The sequence below is a fragment of the Elusimicrobiota bacterium genome (assembly GCA_016721625.1).
Taxonomy (GTDB): domain Bacteria; phylum Elusimicrobiota; class Elusimicrobia; order FEN-1173; family FEN-1173; genus JADKHR01.
Genome location: JADKHR010000001.1, coordinates 1,506,096 through 1,522,221, shown reverse-complemented (window position 1 = coordinate 1,522,221; position 16,126 = coordinate 1,506,096). Strand labels below are relative to the sequence as shown.

15 protein-coding genes are annotated in these 16,126 nt (G+C 59.7%); 14 read left to right on the top strand and 1 reads right to left on the bottom strand.

Annotated features, from left to right (window positions below; all coding sequences use genetic code 11):
* Window positions 1–18: 18 nt before the first annotated feature.
* On the bottom strand, window positions 19–192 hold the full coding sequence (locus IPP35_06545) for a hypothetical protein (GenBank protein MBL0058755.1): 174 nt from the start codon (window positions 190–192) through the stop codon (window positions 19–21).
* A 178-nt stretch (window positions 193–370) separates the two neighbouring features.
* On the opposite strand from IPP35_06545, the gene IPP35_06540 reads away from it, so the two are divergent.
* From IPP35_06540 to purQ, 14 genes are all read left to right on the top strand, one after another.
* The gene (locus IPP35_06540; protein ID MBL0058754.1) at window positions 371–1,102 is read left to right on the top strand and encodes a pirin family protein; all 732 of its coding nucleotides are present in this window, start codon (window positions 371–373) and stop codon (window positions 1,100–1,102) included.
* 272 nt (window positions 1,103–1,374) lie between these two features.
* Complete coding sequence (gene nrdR, locus IPP35_06535) at window positions 1,375–1,974, top strand: transcriptional repressor NrdR (GenBank protein ID MBL0058753.1); 600 nt, start codon at window positions 1,375–1,377, stop codon at window positions 1,972–1,974.
* A 37-nt stretch (window positions 1,975–2,011) separates the two neighbouring features.
* Window positions 2,012–4,618: an adenosylcobalamin-dependent ribonucleoside-diphosphate reductase gene (locus IPP35_06530; protein ID MBL0058752.1), complete on the top strand. Its 2,607-nt coding sequence runs from the start codon at window positions 2,012–2,014 to the stop codon at window positions 4,616–4,618.
* Between the two features lie 4 nt (window positions 4,619–4,622).
* On the top strand, window positions 4,623–5,180 hold the full coding sequence (locus tag IPP35_06525) for a dCTP deaminase (GenBank protein MBL0058751.1): 558 nt from the start codon (window positions 4,623–4,625) through the stop codon (window positions 5,178–5,180).
* A gap of 6 nt (window positions 5,181–5,186) precedes the next feature.
* Window positions 5,187–6,305: a diguanylate cyclase gene (locus IPP35_06520; GenBank protein MBL0058750.1), complete on the top strand. Its 1,119-nt coding sequence runs from the start codon at window positions 5,187–5,189 to the stop codon at window positions 6,303–6,305.
* A 128-nt stretch (window positions 6,306–6,433) separates the two neighbouring features.
* Window positions 6,434–7,597: a GuaB3 family IMP dehydrogenase-related protein gene (locus IPP35_06515; GenBank protein MBL0058749.1), complete on the top strand. Its 1,164-nt coding sequence runs from the start codon at window positions 6,434–6,436 to the stop codon at window positions 7,595–7,597.
* A 23-nt stretch (window positions 7,598–7,620) separates the two neighbouring features.
* On the top strand, window positions 7,621–8,037 hold the full coding sequence (locus IPP35_06510; GenBank protein ID MBL0058748.1) for a hypothetical protein: 417 nt from the start codon (window positions 7,621–7,623) through the stop codon (window positions 8,035–8,037).
* Window positions 8,038–9,288 carry a site-specific DNA-methyltransferase gene (locus IPP35_06505; protein ID MBL0058747.1) on the top strand — a complete coding sequence of 417 codons (1,251 nt, stop codon included), beginning with the start codon at window positions 8,038–8,040 and terminating at the stop codon, window positions 9,286–9,288. It begins immediately after the preceding gene.
* 58 nt (window positions 9,289–9,346) lie between these two features.
* The gene (gene guaA / locus IPP35_06500; protein MBL0058746.1) at window positions 9,347–10,888 is read left to right on the top strand and encodes a glutamine-hydrolyzing GMP synthase; all 1,542 of its coding nucleotides are present in this window, start codon (window positions 9,347–9,349) and stop codon (window positions 10,886–10,888) included.
* Between the two features lie 5 nt (window positions 10,889–10,893).
* Window positions 10,894–11,400, top strand: coding sequence for an ORF6N domain-containing protein (locus IPP35_06495; GenBank protein MBL0058745.1), 507 nt, complete (start codon window positions 10,894–10,896; stop codon window positions 11,398–11,400).
* A gap of 142 nt (window positions 11,401–11,542) precedes the next feature.
* Complete coding sequence (locus tag IPP35_06490; protein ID MBL0058744.1) at window positions 11,543–12,433, top strand: phosphoribosylaminoimidazolesuccinocarboxamide synthase; 891 nt, start codon at window positions 11,543–11,545, stop codon at window positions 12,431–12,433.
* Between the two features lie 28 nt (window positions 12,434–12,461).
* A complete protein-coding gene (locus tag IPP35_06485) occupies window positions 12,462–12,923 on the top strand; it encodes a phosphoribosylformylglycinamidine synthase subunit PurS (GenBank protein MBL0058743.1) in 462 nt (153 codons plus the stop codon).
* A complete protein-coding gene (gene purL, locus IPP35_06480) occupies window positions 12,920–15,340 on the top strand; it encodes a phosphoribosylformylglycinamidine synthase subunit PurL (protein MBL0058742.1) in 2,421 nt (806 codons plus the stop codon). Before IPP35_06485 ends, purL begins: the two co-directional genes overlap by 4 nt.
* On the top strand, window positions 15,337–16,125 hold the full coding sequence (purQ, locus tag IPP35_06475) for a phosphoribosylformylglycinamidine synthase I (protein MBL0058741.1): 789 nt from the start codon (window positions 15,337–15,339) through the stop codon (window positions 16,123–16,125). The genes purL and purQ overlap by 4 nt, the downstream gene beginning before the upstream one ends.
* The last annotated feature ends 1 nt before the right edge of the window (window position 16,126 follow it).

Here is a 16,126-nt window from a genome sequence, read left to right as displayed (position 1 = left end):
TCCTTTGGTTGAATAAATCTACGCCGCTTTTGCGAAGCGGCGGAAGGTTTTTTCGAGTTCCTGAATTCGTCCGGCCATGGATTGGTCGTCCATGTCGTTTTCTTCCAGGTCTTTCAGCGTCTCCGCCAGCCGAACGGCGGCGGCCCGGAGCGCGGCCCGGACGATATCGGGGTTGAATCTTCGTGGGCTCATGGTTTCTCCTTTTTGGTTTGTTGCGGGGAGTGTAGCGGAGCTTGGGAGGGAAAACCATTGTGGCCAGGTCAATTCGGTGTGACGGCCGTATGACGGGCTTTTCCCGGTTTTTCTGCGGGAACTTTTCCGTCTTAAATCCGTTCTCTTGAGACCATGAGGGTTGTGCGAGGAGGCGGAGATGCGGAGATCAGCGGAAGGGGTTGTGGAAATTCGTCGAGCGGTGGAACGGTTCCGGACAAAAATTGGCTGGCTGGATTCTTTTCATAGTTTCAGTTTCGGGCCCCACCACGATCCGGAAAATACCCGGCACGGACTCCTCCTGGTCAGCAACGACGATGTCATCGCGCCGGGCACGGGGTTTCAAACGCACCCGCATCAAGACATGGAGATCGTGACCTGGGTGTTGGAAGGCGAGTTGGAACACAAAGACTCGGAGGGACACGCGGGGGTGATCGTGCCGGGTTTGGCCCAGCGCATGAGCGCCGGCACGGGGATTTGGCATTCGGAAATGAACCCGAGCGGCAAGAACCCGGTCCGCCTTGTGCAAATGTGGGTTCCCCCCGACACCCGCCGCCTCCGCCCGGGGTATGAACAGTTGGACATCTCGGCGGATTTAGCGGGAGGGGGACTCGTCCCGGTGGCCTCGGGTCGCGGCCACCGGGGTGCCATCTCGATCCGTCAGAAGGGAGCGACGCTCTGGGCGGCCCGTCTCGCGCCGGGGAGCGCCGTGGGGGTGCCCGACGCCCCCTTCGTCCACCTCTTCGTCGCGAAAGGGAGGGCGAGCCTCGAAGGTTCGGGGTCCCTGGGCCAGGGGGACGCCGCGCGGCTGACCCGCGCCGGGTCCCGGAGGGTCGAGACGGATCCGGGCGCCGGGGCTGAAGTCCTCCTTTGGGAAATGCGCGAGGGATGACTCCGGGGTCATGATCGTCGGGAGAATCATTCAACGAATCCCTGCAAGGCCTCTGTTTCCCTCTGTTATCGACGGAAAAATTCACCCCTAAAAATTTACATCCTTTATTTTTCCGCCGAGAAAACCCATTCTGCCGACGATGGAAGACCGTCTTGACACCCTCTAGGGCTTGTGGTGTAAGATGCGGTGCGCCACAAGCCCTGGGCCCCCGCGGATGGAGGCCCTGTTACAAGATGTGGTATAATCCTGGGAGGATTCACACTACCTGTAGTATGCGTTGCCCATCCTGCGACCATCCTGAAGACCGCGTGCTTGACAGTCGGCCATTGGAATCGGCCTCTGTCATTCGACGTCGCCGCGTTTGCCTGCACTGCGGGAAACGCTTCACGACCTATGAGCGCGTGGAGTCCACCCCGCTCATGGTGATCAAGCGGGACAACCGGCGGGAGCCCTTCAGCCGGGACAAGATGCGGGAGGGCATTCAGCGGGCCTGTCAGAAGCGGCCTATTTCGCCGGCCGCCATCGAAAAACTGATGGCCGAGGTGGAATACGGCCTTCAAGATTATGTGCTGGAAGTCCCCTCGGTGGAGATCGGCCAGCGGATTTTGAAGCGCCTCTATGATTTGGACGCGGTCGCCTACGTGCGTTTCGCCTCCGTCTATCGGTCGTTTGGAGACGTGGACACCTTTTTGTCGGAACTCCGTAAAGTGAAGCGCGCCCACCAAAAGCGCGCCCGGTTGACCAGCCGGATCAGTGGTACGTCCGCATCCTTGGGCCCGATGTCCGACCCGGCGCTTTCTGCTTCGTTTTCGTTGCACCCGATCGCCGATCGATCTGTTTCTGTTGAAACGGATCGGTTGGCAAAAGTTTAAGTGAACATTTCCGTCCATGACCGAGAGAGGTAAGCCCATGAATCCTGTTGATATGCCCGTCCGTCCAGCCGGTTCCGTTGAATCAGGGGCCCTGCCTCCCCAGGCTCCGGGAACGCCGCGTTCGTCCGCGCCCGCCGATGTTCCGCGGGCTCGTCCGCCCATGCGTTTGTCGGAAAACCAGCGCAAGGTCATTCACGACAAGTATCTCCGGAACGATCCTTCGGCCGAGGTGTGGTTGGACCGCGTGGCGGGCAACATCGCGCTGGCGGAACTGCTTCACGCGCCCGAGGCCGACGGCTGGCGTCTCTGGGACGGGGTCAAGCGCAAGGCCGTGGACGTGCCCACCCGAAAGCACCAGAAATCCCGGATGAACCTGCTCCACGCGGGGATCGCGAGTTCCGATGAACGGGACAAGAATTTCGCCGTATTCCTCGGAAACTTGAAGCGGGCGGCGGCCGAGATCCCCGAAGCCCGGGCCTTGGCGGAAGAATGGCGGGAGAAGTTCTACGGGATGATGTCCCACTTCGACTTTTTGCCCAATTCGCCCACGCTCATGAACGCCGGCCGGGAACTTCAACAGCTCTCCGCCTGTTACGTCCTCCCGATCCCGGATTCCATGGAAGGGATCGCCGACGCGCTCAAGTCCCAGGCGTTGATCCACAAATCCGGCGGGGGAACCGGGTTTTCGTTCCAGCGGGTTCGCCCCTCGGGGGACAGCGTGAAGTCCACCACGGGCACCGCTTCCGGCGCCATCAGCTTCATGCAGATCTTCGATAAGATGACCGATGTGGTCAAACAAGGCGGCACCCGCCGCGGGGCCAACATGGGCATCCTCCCCTACTGGCACCCGGAGATCGAGGCCTTCATTGAGATGAAATCCAAGCCCGGCGTCATGGAGAACTTCAATGTTTCCGTGACCGTGGACGGCAAGTTCATGGAGGCGGCGGAAAAGGGGGAGGACTACGACCTCTTGAATCCCCGCACCATGCTCCCCACGGGTAAAAAACTGAACGCCCGGGACGTCTTCGAAAAGATGGTGGACGGCGCCTGGCGTTCCGGGGATCCCGGCATCATTTTTATCGACCGCATCAACAACAGCCCCTCCAACCCGACCCCGCACCTGGGCCAGATCGAAAGCACGAATCCCTGCGGCGAACAGCCGCTCTTGCCGAACGAGCCCTGCAACCTGGGCTCCTTGAACCTCTCGAACTTCGTCGAAGGTGAGGTGGGCCAGGGGCAGATGAACTGGGGCCGATTGGGCCAAACCGTGGAGCTCGCGGTGCGGTTTTTGGACGACGTCATCGAAGTGAACAACTACCCCCTGCCCCAGATCGAAGAACTCTCCAAAGGCAACCGCCGGATCGGGTTGGGCGTCATGGGCTGGGCCGAAGCCCTGGCCAAGATGGGCGTCCCCTACGATTCCGAGGAGTCGTTGAAGGCTTCCCGGGACGTGATGCGGTTCGTCAATGACAAGGCCCTGGAAGCCTCCGAGGAATTGGCCGAGGGGCGGGGCGTGTTTCCGAACTGGAAAGGCTCCATTTTCGACCGCGAGAGCCCGCACTTCCGGGGGGAAGACCGCCTTCCCCGCCACTGCGCCCGCACGACCATCGCGCCCACCGGGACCATCGGTCTGGCCGCGGGGCTTCAGGGCGCCGGCATCGAGCCGTTCTTCGCCATCACCTACACCCGCTACAATGCCAAGGCTCTGGACGCTCTGAAGAAGGGCGAGAAGCCTGCCGACGGGGACGTGTTCTTCGAAGTCAATCCGCTCTTCCGCGAGGTGGCCCGGCGGCACAAGTATTTCGGGCTCTCCGAAATCGACCTGTGGAAAAAGATCGAGGCCAACCATAAGTCCGTGCGGGGGATCAAGGAAATTCCTGAGAATTTCCAAAAACTCTTCGCTACGTCCCACGACGTCGCGGTGCCGTTCCACGTGCAGATCCAGGCCGCGTTCCAAACCCACACCGACAACGCCGTCTCCAAGACCATCAACATGCCCCATACGGCCACCCGGGACGACGTGAAGGACGCTTACCGGCTGGCTTACCAGCAGGGATGCAAAGGGATCACGATATACCGCGACGGGTCCAAGAGTCAGCAGGTCCTGAACATCGGAAGCGGGGCGGCGGCGGAGGAGAAGCCCAAGGCCCGGGACGCCTCCCGCGGCATGTCCTCGGAGTACTACGAGATCCGAACGGGTTACGGCGGCCTGCACGTTCACATCGACTACGACGAAACCGGGCCCTACCGGCTCTTCACCAGCCTCTCGCCCCTCGGGACCGACATTTCGGGCCTGACCTCGGTGGTGGGCATCATGATCTCCAAATATCTGGAGACCGGCGGCGACCCCAAGCGGATCCTCAAGCACTTAAACTCCGTCAAGGGAGACCGTCCCTTCGGGTTCGGCGCCCAACGGGTGGATTCCATCCCCCACGCCATCGCCATCGCGCTTCGCACCCATCTCCAAAAGCATGGGAAAATGGAAGCTCCCGCGACGGCGGTGGCGGAGGCCAAGGGCGGTTTGGAACTGTGGGACCGATCCGCCGCGCTCTACTGCCCGGACTGTTTCTCCGCCAACGTCGCCCAACAGAGCGGATGCACCGGGGTGACGTGTTTCGACTGCGGCCATTCGGAGTGTTCCTGATCGCATGTCGGTAAAATCCGACCGCTGGATCCGCTCCATGGCGCTGGAGCGCCGGATGATCGAACCCTTCGTGGAAGCGCAAAAGCGGGAAGGCGTCATCTCCTACGGGCTTTCGAGTTACGGCTACGACATGCGGGTGGGCCCCTGCTTCAAGGTGGCCCAGGTGGGGAATGGGTCCGTGATGGACCCCAAACGGTCCGCGCCGGAAGCGTTTGTCGACGTCAAAACGGACACCTACGTGGAAATCCCGCCCCACGGCATCGCCTTGGGACAGTCCGTGGAGTATTTCCGGATTCCGCGGAACGTGGTCACCGTGGCGTTCGGAAAGAGCACCTACGCCCGTTGCGGCCTGGTCGTCAACATCACGCCCTTCGAGCCCGAGTGGGAGGGATTCGTGACGTTGGAGATATCGAACACGACACCCTTCCCAGCCCGGGTGTACGCCAACGAGGGGATCGCCCAGATCCTTTTTCTCGAATCGGATGAGGTCTGCGAGGTGTCTTACGCGGACCGGAAAGGCAAATACCAGGGGCAGACCATGATCACTCTGCCGAAAATTTAGGATCCCATGGAACTCATCGAGAAAAGCCCCGCCGCACTGACCGACATCGCCGACTTGGAGGACAAAGGCCACCGGATCGTCGACGTCCTGGGCGGCGACGTGACCCCCACCGAGACCACCAAAGAGTTCGTGGCGAACCTTCGGGCGGAAAGGAAAGACAGTTTTTTCAGCGAGGTTTTACTCTACCTCACCTCCGAACGCTATGCGGAGGCCCAGGCGCAGGTCCTCTGGAAAGAAATTTTAGACCACAAGTTCCTGATGAGCGAGCGGCTGGGCCGGAACGTGGGCATCCGCGTTTCCGCCTTCGATTATCTCTTGAACGTTCGGAAACTCCTGATCGCCCCCCGCATCATCAACTCCCACGATTTCAAGCGCACGGTTCGCCTCTCCCGCACGGACGCGCTCACGGGCCTTTACAACCGGCGATACTTTTTGGAGCACACCGCCAAGGTGCTGGAAGCGGCCAGCCACGTCAAAGCCCCGGTGACGCTGTTGATGGCCGACCTGGACAATTTCAAACCGTTCAACGACGAGCACGGCCACCAAGCCGGCGACCTCCTGCTTCAGGAAATCGCTCGGCTCCTGCGCGGTTGCGTCCGGGCCTCCGACATGGTGGCCCGCTACGGCGGGGACGAAATCGCTCTCCTGCTCCCCAAAGCGGCCAAGGCCGAGGGGGAACTGATCGCGGAGAAAATTTGCCGCCAAATCGAGGAAAACTGTCAAACCGTGGATGTCACCATCAGTTTGGGCTTGGCCCAATATCCTGTGGACGCCAGTTCCCGGGAAGACCTGATCGCGGCGGCCGACGAGCTCCTGTACCGCGCTAAGGAATTCGGGGGAAACAAGGTGTGCTTGTTCCGCCCGGTTCGATTCCGCTACACGGAAGGCCACGGTCACGCGACCCAAGTCTCCGTCGTCGGCGACTTCAACAATTGGTGCAACCGCACCCACGGCCTCGTTCGCCAGGCGACGGGCAATGAGTGGGAAATTTCCCTGGCCCTCAAGCCGGGCCGTTACCGTTATAAGTTTTTGGTCAACAACGCCCATTGGACGGCGGACCCCACCGCGAAAGTTTTTGAAAGCGATGGGTTCGGCGGCCAATGCTCGGTGGTGGTGGTCAAGTAGGTTGACAGAGAATTGGCGGCCCCGTTTTGTCCTACGAAAAAACGGCGGGACGGGCCGCATCAATGGTTTTTCCGTTGGAACGGTGACCCCGAACCCATTACAAGGACTCATTAAAAGGAGACGCACCTATGGCATTCTTTATTGGTCGTGATCGGGAGGCCCGCCGGGCCTATGGATTTGACGAAGTCGCGCTGGTCCCGGGCACCGTCACGGTGAACCCCGAGGACACGGACGTCTCCACGCGCATCGGTCCCGTTAAACTGCAGGTTCCCATATTGGCCAGCGCCATGGACGGCGTCGTGGACGTGGAGTTCGCCATCGCCATGGGCCGTCTGGGCGGCTTGGGCGTCCTTAACCTGGACGGCGTTCAAACCCGTTACGAAAAACCCCAGCCCCTGTTCAAAAAGATCGCCGAGGCGACTCCCGAAGCCGCCACCAAGCTGGTGCAGGAAATTTATAAGGAACCCATCAAAGAGAAGCTGGTGGCCCAGCGGGTCAAAGAGATCAAGGCCGGGGGAGCCTCCTGCGCCGTTTCTTCCATTCCCCAGAACGCCGAACGGGTGGGTAAAATCGCCGCCGACGCCGGGGCCGACCTGTTCATCGTTCAAGGCACGGTGACGACCGCGCGCTTTAAATCCTCCAAAGGGCCCGTGGTGGATTTGGGGAAATTTTGCGAGCGCATGAAGATCCCCGTGATCATCGGAAACGTGGTCACCTACAGCGCCGCCCTGGAACTGATGGAAACGGGCGCCGCCGCCCTCCTGGTCGGCGTCGGACCCGGCGCCGCCTGCACCAGCCGCGGGGTTTTGGGCCTGGGCGTTCCCCAGGTGACCGCCACCGTGGACTGCGCCGCCGCGCGGGATTTCTTTTATAAAAAAACCGGCCGCTACGTGTCCATCATCACGGACGGGGGCATGACCACGGGCGGCGACGTCTGCAAGGCCTTCGCCTCCGGCGCCGACGCCGTCATGGTGGGCTCTGTGTTCGCCCGGGCGGAAGAGGCTCCCGGCCGGGGTTTCCACTGGGGCATGGCCACGCCCCACCACAACCTCCCACGTGGCACCCGCGTTCGGGTGGGGACCGTGGGGACCTTGAAGCAGATTCTCTTCGGCCCCGCCTCCCTGGACGACGGAACCCAAAACTTCGTCGGCGCCATCCGCACCTGCATGGGCGCCGTGGGGGCCACCAACATGAAAGAGTTCCAACTCACCGAAATCATCATCGCCCCCGAAATCAAACACGAGGGCAAACTCTTCCAACAGGCCCAAAAAGTCGGCATGGGGAAAAAATAGGGCGGGTCGGCCCGGATAATCCCATGAATATCGAGGTGTTTGCTCTTTGCGACGCGGCGACGGAGGGGGGCGGGAAGCTGAATCTCTTGGGGGCTTTTGACGTTATCCTGGCGTCCCAGTTGCCCCTGGCCCACCCGTCCTGCGCCGTGGCGCTTCGAATCCGCTTTAAACGGATCGAGGCCGGGCCTCATCGGATCAAAGTGAACGTGGTGGATGAAGACGGTCGGTCCAACGTTCCTGCTTTTGAGACGTCCATCGACATTCGCCCCACGGAAGGGGACGAATCCGCGGTGGCCAACCTGATCCTAAATTTCCAGCAGTTGCGCTTTGAGAAATTCGGCCGATATTCCATTGACCTCGCCGTGGACGGTCGGCAGGAAGGGTCGCTTCCTCTCTACGTTCGGGCGGTTCCCGCCCCCTCGGAAAGACCCACGCCGTAAATGTCTCCCGTTCTCGCGCTACCGCCTCCCGTTGTCTCCATCGGGACGTCCCAAATTCCCCGCCCGGGGTGGGTGGATTCTCCGGACGTTCTTTGGGATTCCATGGAGTTGGGGGGGGCCCGGGGGTTCCGGGCGACCGCGGAGTTTTGGACGGCCCGCCAGCGGCAGGCCAGTTCTCTTCAGGAAGTGTCCTATCGGGCTTGTTTTAAGCCCCAGCTCCCGCGTTATTTCATCGAGCGGTTAACCCGGGCGGGCGACGTGGTGTACGACCCTTTCTCGGGGCGCGGGACCACGGGGATCGAAGCCGGTCTTTTGGGCCGTCGCGTCATCTTAAACGACGTCAACCCTCTGGGCGCGCTCCTGGCCCGGCCGCGTTTTTTCATCCCGGATCTGGGGGAGTTGGAAAAACGACTTTGCTCCATGGACCTGACGAAAAGTCGAAAGGCCGACCGGGACCTTTCCATGTTTTACCATCCAACCACGGAGTCGGAAATCGTCGGTCTGAAAACCTATTTGGAGGAACGCCGAGGAGCGGGCAAGGCGGACGATCTGGACCATTGGATCCGCATGGTGGCCACGAACCGATTGACCGGCCACTCGAAGGGTTTTTTTTCCGTCTATTCTCTTCCGCCCAACCAGGCGGCATCGCCGGAAAGCCAGCTGAAAATTAATGCCCGGTTGAAACAGACCCCGGAACCCCGGGACGTGGTTCAGATCATTTTAAAGAAGTCCAAGAGTTTGCTTTCGGACGTCTCCCTGGAGGAGGCCTTCCGTCTTCGCTATGCCGGAATCCACGGCCAATTTTTGAGCGAAGACGCCGGTTGGACGCCCATGCTCGAGGACGGTTCGGTTCAATTGATCGTGACGTCTCCCCCGTTTCTGGACGTGGTCCAATACGCCCAGGACAACTGGCTCCGTTTCTGGTTCAACGGCATTTCCATGGAAGACGCGGCCCGCCGCCTGACCATGCATCGGAAGTTGGAAGACTGGGCCCGAGCCATGGGCGACGTTTTTCAGGAGCTGTATCGCGTGGTTCGCCCCGGCGGCTGGGTGGCCTTTGAGGTGGGAGAAGTCCACGGCGGCTCTTTGCAGTTGGAACAGTCCGTGGTCCCCCTCGGCGCGGCGGCCGGTTTCCAATTCGCCGGAGTTTTGATCAATAGCCAACGTTTCACCAAAACCTCCAACATTTGGGGCGTCCACAACAACGGCAAAGGCACCAACACCAACCGCATCGTGCTGTTCCAGAAGTAGAGAATAGGGGGGCCACATCGTTGGTATCACAGGTTGTGATACCGGTTCATAAACTCGCATCAAAGGATCTTTTGTGATCATCATCCTTGATTTCGGTTCCCAATACACGCAATTGATTGCCCGCCGGGTTCGGGAGGCCCATGTGTTTTGTGAGATCCACCCGTTCAATTATTCGGCGGAAAAAATCCGGGCGTCCAACCCCAAGGGGTTGATCCTGTCCGGGGGGCCTTCCAGTGTCTATGACAAAAAGGCTCCGAAACCGGACCCAAAAATATTTGACTTGGGCGTGCCGATCCTGGGGATTTGTTACGGCCTTCAAGTGATGGTGACGCATTTCGGCGGGAAAGTGGCCCGGGCGCCCCGGCGGGAATATGGACCGGCGGATATTGCCGTGGAAACGGACAATGCGCTTTTCCAGGGACTGGAGCGAAGGCTCCCCGTCTGGATGAGCCATGGGGACCATGCGGAACATCTCCCCACAGGTTTTTCGATCGTGGCCAAAACGGCCAACGCGCCCTACGCGGCCATCCACCACGCGGAACGGAACTTTTTCGCCGTCCAGTTCCATCCGGAAGTTCATCACACGCCCAAGGGAAAAGAGCTCCTGGCCAACTTTCTTTTCCGGGTGTGCGGGTTGAAGGCGGATTGGACCATGGCGTCCTTCGCCGAAGAACAGACGAAAATCGTTCGGGAACAGGTGGGGAAGGAAAAAGTGATTCTGGGTCTTTCCGGCGGGGTGGATTCTTCCGTGGCGGCCGCGCTCCTCCACAAAGCTCTAGGAAAACAGCTCATTTGCGTCTTCGTCAACAACGGTCTCCTCCGCGCGGGGGAGGAAGAAAGGGTTCGGAAGGTGTTCGGGAAGGCCCAAGGTTACGCGACCCACATCGTGGACTCCCGGAAACGTTTCCTCAAGAAACTCAAAGGGGTTACGGACCCCGAACGGAAACGTAAAATCATCGGCCACGAGTTCATTGAGGTCTTTCAGGAACACGCCAAGAAATTCAAGGGGGTGAAGTTTCTGGCCCAGGGGACTTTGTACCCGGACGTCATCGAAAGCGTTTCGGTTAAAGGCCCGTCGGCCGTGATCAAAACTCACCACAACGTGGGGGGACTGCCGGCCAAAATGAAAATGTCGCTGGTGGAGCCCCTGAGGTTCCTCTTTAAAGACGAAGTTCGGGCCCTGGGCAAAGAGTTAGGCCTGCCCGACGAAATTCTTTTCCGCCAACCGTTCCCGGGTCCTGGTTTGGCCGTTCGAGTTTTGGGCGATATTACCGAAGAAAAATTGCGCATGGCGCGGGAATCGGATTACATCGTCGAAGAGGAAATCCGCGCGGCGGGCCTTTACGATAAACTCTGGCAGGCCTTCACCGTGTTCCTTCCGGTGAACAGCGTGGGCGTCATGGGGGACGAGCGCACCTACCAAAACGCCGTGGCGCTCCGGGCCGTCAACTCCGTGGACGCCATGACCGCCGACTGGGCCCGGTTGCCCTACGACGTGCTGGCCAAAATTTCCACTCGGATCATTAATGAGGTGCGGGGGATCAATCGGGTGGTTTACGATATTTCTTCAAAACCTCCGGCCACCATTGAATGGGAATGAAACAGGTGAACGCGTTGACTCCGAAAGAGATCGAAGACCGTCTTTTTATTTTCCGAGGGGTTCGGGTGATGATCGATCGAGACCTCGCCGACCTCTATGGGGTTCCGGTCAAAGCGCTCAATCAGGCCGTTCAAAGAAACCATGATCGCTTCCCGCAGGGGTTTTGCTTTCGTTTAACAGTGGCAGAAACGCGGGAACTGGTCACAAATTGTGACCGGTTCAAAACTCAAAAACATTCCGCGCGTACGCCGCAGGTTTTTACCGACTACGGGGTCGCGATGCTTTCGAGTGTCCTGAGGAGCCGGCGTGCGGTGGAGGTCAATATCCAAGTCATGAGGGCTTTTGTCCGCCTCCGACAGCTCTCGTGGACGAGTAAGGAGTTAAGTCGCCGTCTGGAGGCCCTGGAGAGAAAATATGCCGGGCACGACAAAGATATTCAGTCGATCCTGGATGTTCTTAAAGAACTGGTCGAGCCAATACCATCCACTCCTCGCATTGGGTTTAAACCCTGACGTGCCTTAGGGCGAGGGAAGTCGTTGGGTTTAAAGAACGAATCCGCTCGCGCAGAACATAGGGTCTCAAATTTGTGAATTGGCTTCACGTTCAAAAATAATGTGTCTGGGTTGGCATGACAAAATGACCGGGAGAAAAGTGATGACTCATAAGACCGATTCAATGAATCTTCCATTTAAACTATGGACGAAAGGCAAAGTGCGCGATGTATATGATTTGGGCGATCAGCTTCTTATCGTCGCGACGGATCGGATTTCCGCCTACGACTTCGTCCTGCCCACGCCGGTTCCGGACAAGGGCAAGATCCTCTGCCAAATGTCCAACTTCTGGTTTGAGAAATTGAAGGACGTCTGCCCGAACCATTTGGTGGCAACCTCCGTGGCCGATTTTCCCGAGGACGTTCGGCGTCACAGCGCGGGGCTGGAGGGCCGCTCGGTGCTCGTGAAGAAGGCCAAGCGGGTGGACATCGAATGCGTGGTCCGGGGGTTTCTGGCGGGTTCCGGCTGGAAGGAGTATCAGGAGGGGGGCGCGGTGTGCGGGGTCCAGCTTCCGGCGGGTCTCGTGGAATCGGCCAAGCTTCCGGAACCGATTTTTACCCCGGCCACCAAGGCGCCTGACGGCGAACACGACCAGAATATCTCCTTCGAGGAGATGGCGGCCCGCGTGGGTCAACCCTTGGCGGCGAAACTTCGTCAACTGAGCCTGACGATTTTTAAAACCGCGTCTTTTTACGCGGAAGCCCGGGGGTTCTATCTTGCCGACACGAAATTCGAGTTCGGGGAGTTGGACGGAAAAATCATTCTGATTGATGAAGCCTTGACCCCCGACTCTTCCCGTTTCTGGGACCGCGCCAATTACATTCGGGGCCGATCCCAGGACTCCTTCGATAAGCAGATCGTGCGGGATTATCTGAACAAGATCAAATGGAACCGAAAGCCGCCGGTTCCCGCCTTGCCCGCGGAAGTCGTTCAAAAAACCCGGGAGAAATACATCGCCGCCTACGAACGGTTGACGGGGAAACATTTCCTGTGAGGTCCAAGGCTTTGACGCAGGGGTCAAAATGAACTGGCGCGTGTTGGTGCACATGAAACCGGCTTTCGTGGATCATCGGGGAGAGGGCATCAAAAAGGAATGGCGGATGGCGCGCCTTAAAGGGGTCCACCACGTCCGTGTGGGGCAAGCCTATGAAATCTCGGGAGAGATCGATGAAGCGAACGCCCGCCGGTTGGCCGATCGCCTTCTCGTGGACCCCGTGACCCAGGAAGCGGGCGTGTTCCCGGCGGACCATGTGGCGCGGCCCAAAGGGGGGCGTCTGGCGGAAATCTGGCTCAAGAAGGGGGTGTCGGATCCGGTGGCCGACACGGTGCGTTTGGCGGCGGCGGACCTGGGGGTCCAAGGTTTGGCGGGGGTAAGATCGGGGCAGGTGTTCGATTTTATGGGCGATCCGACCCCCAAGGCCATCCGACAATTTTGCGAGGAACATTTGATGAACGCGCTGGTTCAGTCCGTGGAGGTCCTGTGACATCGGTGATTTCACCCGTTGATTTTCTTTCTTTGGATGCGGAAGGCCTGACGCGGCTCAGCAAAGACCGTGGTCTCTCTTTGAACGCCGAAGAGATGGGAGCCATCCAAAGCTATTTTCGGACCCAGGGCCGAAGCCCCTCCGATCCGGAACTGGAAACCCTGGCCCAAACTTGGTCGGAGCACTGCAAACATAAAACCTTTCGCGCCGCCATCCATCATATGGAAGAAGACTCTCACGGGGTGAAACTCGAGCGGCGGTATGCGGACCTTCTCAAAGAAACCATCGTCAAAGTCACGGACCAGCTAAAGAAGCCCTGGTGCTTGTCGGTATTCAAAGACAACGCGGGGATCGTGGACGCGAACGTGAGTGACGTTGGCGGGCCCCAGGCCCTGGCGTTTAAGGTGGAGACCCACAACCATCCTTCGGCTCTGGAACCCTACGGCGGCGCCGGGACCGGCTTGGGCGGGGTGATCCGGGACGTGTTGGGGGCCGGCCTCGGAGCCAAGCCCATCGCCAACACGGACGTTTTCTGTTTCGGCCCGCTGGATGAAGGGGCGGAGAAAAAAACGGGTTCGGGCCTTTCCACCCGTCGCATCGTCCAGGGCGTGGTGGCGGGGGTGCGGGATTACGGGAACCGCATGGGAATCCCCACCGTGAACGGCGCCGTGGTGTTTGACGCGGATTTCAAAGAGAACCCCTTGGTTTTCTGCGGCACCCTGGGCCTCATGCCCCAGTCCACTATTCCCAAAGAGGTCCGACCGGGGGACAAAATCGTTATGACCGGGGGTCGGGTGGGCCGGGACGGCATTCACGGGGCGACCTTTTCTTCGGACACCTTGACCACGGGGATCCCCTCCAGCGTGGTCCAAATCGGCAACCCCATCGTTCAGAAAAAAATGATGGACGTCCTCTTGGCCGCCCGGGATCAAGGGCTCTACCGCGGCATTACGGATTGCGGGGCGGGTGGGTTGTCGTCCGCCGTGGGCGAGATGGGGGAGAAAACCGGCGCCGAGGTGAACTTGGAACGCGTGCCGCTCAAATACGACGGCATCGCCCCCTGGGAAATTTGGCTTTCCGAGTCCCAGGAACGGATGGTGCTGGCGGTCCCGCCGGAAAAGCTTGAAAAACTTAAAAAGCTGTTCGCCGATGAGGACGTGGACTGTTCCGATATCGGAACGTTCACGAACGACGGACGCCTGCGGGTGAAACACGGAGACGAGGTGCTCGTCGACATGGCCATGGCGTTTTTGCACGACGGCGTTCCCAAACGCTCCATGGAATCCCGTTGGACGCCGCCCGCCGTTCAGGTTTTTCCCGAGCCCGCTAAAAAGAAAAGCGCGGCGCTCGAATCCAGCCTGCTGGCCGTTTTGGCTCAACCCACGGTGGCTTCCAAAGAATGGGTGGTGCGCCAGTACGACCACGAAGTTCAGGGCCGCACGGTGCTGAAACCGTTTGTGGGTCCCACCGGCGTAGGCCCGTCCGATGCCGCGGTGTTGCAACTCAACCCCCGGGAACGGCGGGGGGTGGCGCTATCTTGTGGTCTGAACCCCCATTACAGCCGTTGGGACACCTACTGGATGTCCGCCTCCGCCATCGACGAAGCCGTGCGGAACCTCGTGGCGGTGGGCGCTCGGTTGGACCGCATCGCCATCTTGGATAATTTCTGCGGGGGAAACCCCTGGCGGCCCGAAATATTGGGGGAACTCGTCCGCTCCGCCCAGGCCTGCCACGATATCGCCTTGGCCTACGGGACGCCGTTCATTTCCGGCAAGGACAGTTTGTTTAACGAGTTCGTGGTGGGCGGGTCCCGCCGCGCCATCCCGACGACGCTCCTCATCTCCGCCCTGTCCCTGGTGGACGACGTGTCCAAGCTCGTGACCATGGACCTGAAGAAGCCAGGGAACCTTCTCTTTGCGCTGGGCGAAACCCGGGACGAGCTCGGAGGATCGCGGTACGGAATTCATCTCGACACCCAGGGGGGCGTTGTCCCCCGTCTGGATCCTAAGGAAACGTGGCCGCTCTACGAAAAGCTGGCCCAGGCCATTCAGGAGGGGCTCGTGGCGTCCTGTCACGATTGTTCGGAGGGAGGCCTTGGGGTCACCCTGGCTGAAATGGCGTTCGGCGGCGGTGTGGGCGCGCGGGTGGACCTTCGCTGCGTTCCCATGGACTCGTCCTTGGCCGCTGAAGGGCGAACGGACAAGGTCCTCTTTTCCGAGTCCAACGGCCGGTTTGTGGTCGAAGTGGCCCCCCGCGCCCAACGGGAATTCCTGTCCGTCTTGAAAGGGGTCCGGATGTCAAAGCTGGGGGAAGTTCAATCGATAAAGAAACTTGAAATCGTCGGCTTGAACGGAAATAAATCGACATGGTCCACCAAGGATCTTGAGTCCGCCTGGCGGGGAGGGTTAAACCCATGACGGTCAGAGCGTTGGTTCTTCGGGCTCCAGGGACGAATTGTGATGTGGAGACGGCTTGGGCGTTGGAAGCGGCGGGCGCCGTTCCGGAGCGGGTCCATGTGAACGCTTTACTGCGCGGGGAAGTGAAACCTCGGGATTTCGGGATTTTGGTGTTTCCCGGTGGGTTCTCTTTCGGGGACGACATCGCTTCGGGGAAAGTGTTGGCCAACCGATTGGTTTTTCGTTTGCGGGAGCAGTTGGGGGATTATCTTTCGCTCGGTCGTCCCCTCCTCGGAATCTGCAACGGGTTTCAGGTGTTGGTCAAAGCGGGCCTCCTTCCGGGAATCGATGACGTGTGGGACGGAAACCCCACGGTGACGCTCACCGACAATGATTCCGGCCGGTTTGAATGTCGCTGGGTCTACATGAAAACGAGCTCCAAAAAAAGTTTTTGGGCCAAAGGTCTGCCCGACGTTTTCCCACTCCCGGTGGCCCATGGCGAAGGAAAGTTCGTCCCGCTGACAAAGACCATCTTTAAGGCGTTGGAGAAAAACGGGCAGGTGATCTTTCGTTACGTGGAGGAGGGGGGCCAGAAACCCGCGTATCCCGCGAACCCCAACGGTTCCCTGGGCGACGTGGCCGGCATCACCAACGCCGCCGGAAATATTTTGGGACTCATGCCCCACCCGGAACGGAATTCATTCCCGTTCCAAAACTCACGATGGACCCGCTTGAAATTGACAAAAGAAGGCATAGGTCTCCGACTGTTCAAAAACGCGGTCCGTTACGCGGCCCAGGTGAACTAAT